This window comes from Caballeronia sp. LZ003 (genome assembly GCF_031451465.1).
Classification (GTDB): domain Bacteria; phylum Pseudomonadota; class Gammaproteobacteria; order Burkholderiales; family Burkholderiaceae; genus Caballeronia.
Genome location: NZ_JARUXJ010000170.1, coordinates 1 through 493, shown reverse-complemented (window position 1 = coordinate 493; position 493 = coordinate 1). Strand labels below are relative to the sequence as shown.

The following is a 493-nucleotide window of genomic DNA, read 5'->3' as shown; positions in this document are numbered from 1 at the left end:
TGAATGGCTCATCCGTTCCCTTACTTGCGGGCGGTATGGAGATTCGTTTCTCGGAACGGACGCACAACTCGAGGCCGACTACGTAGCCGCAACACAGGACGCTCTAACCAAATCCCGCGGTAAGCTGCGGCCTCGCCATCTCATCGAAGACCTGATTACCTTGAGCGAGCGTGGCATTTTACTTCGTCGGCGCATTAAAGGCGGCTTCAGCTACGAGGTGCGCCAGAGCACCAAGAACGAGACCCCCGAGCACGATCGTGTGTTGTCTTTGCCTTTTACGCCTAGTCTTCGAACGCTTGAAGAGAATCTCCGAGCGCACTTAGTGGAAGCAAGTAAATACGAACCGGGCTCGCTCGGGTACCGTGCGAGTGTGCGCATCGCCGCTAATGTTCTCGAGACACATTTAGCGCGCTGGCCCCGAAGCTTAGAAGTGGAAGAACGACTGTGGAGGATGCTTAGCGATGCCTGGAAGTGAGGCGCGCGGACTATGCTG

At 56.4% G+C, this 493-nt stretch carries 1 protein-coding gene; it reads left to right on the top strand.

Going from position 1 to position 493, the window contains the following annotated elements:
* Positions 1-475: hypothetical protein (locus QCE79_RS33640; RefSeq protein WP_309851863.1), on the top strand; the 475-nt coding region annotated here is incomplete at its 5' end.
* Positions 476-493 lie beyond the last annotated feature (18 nt).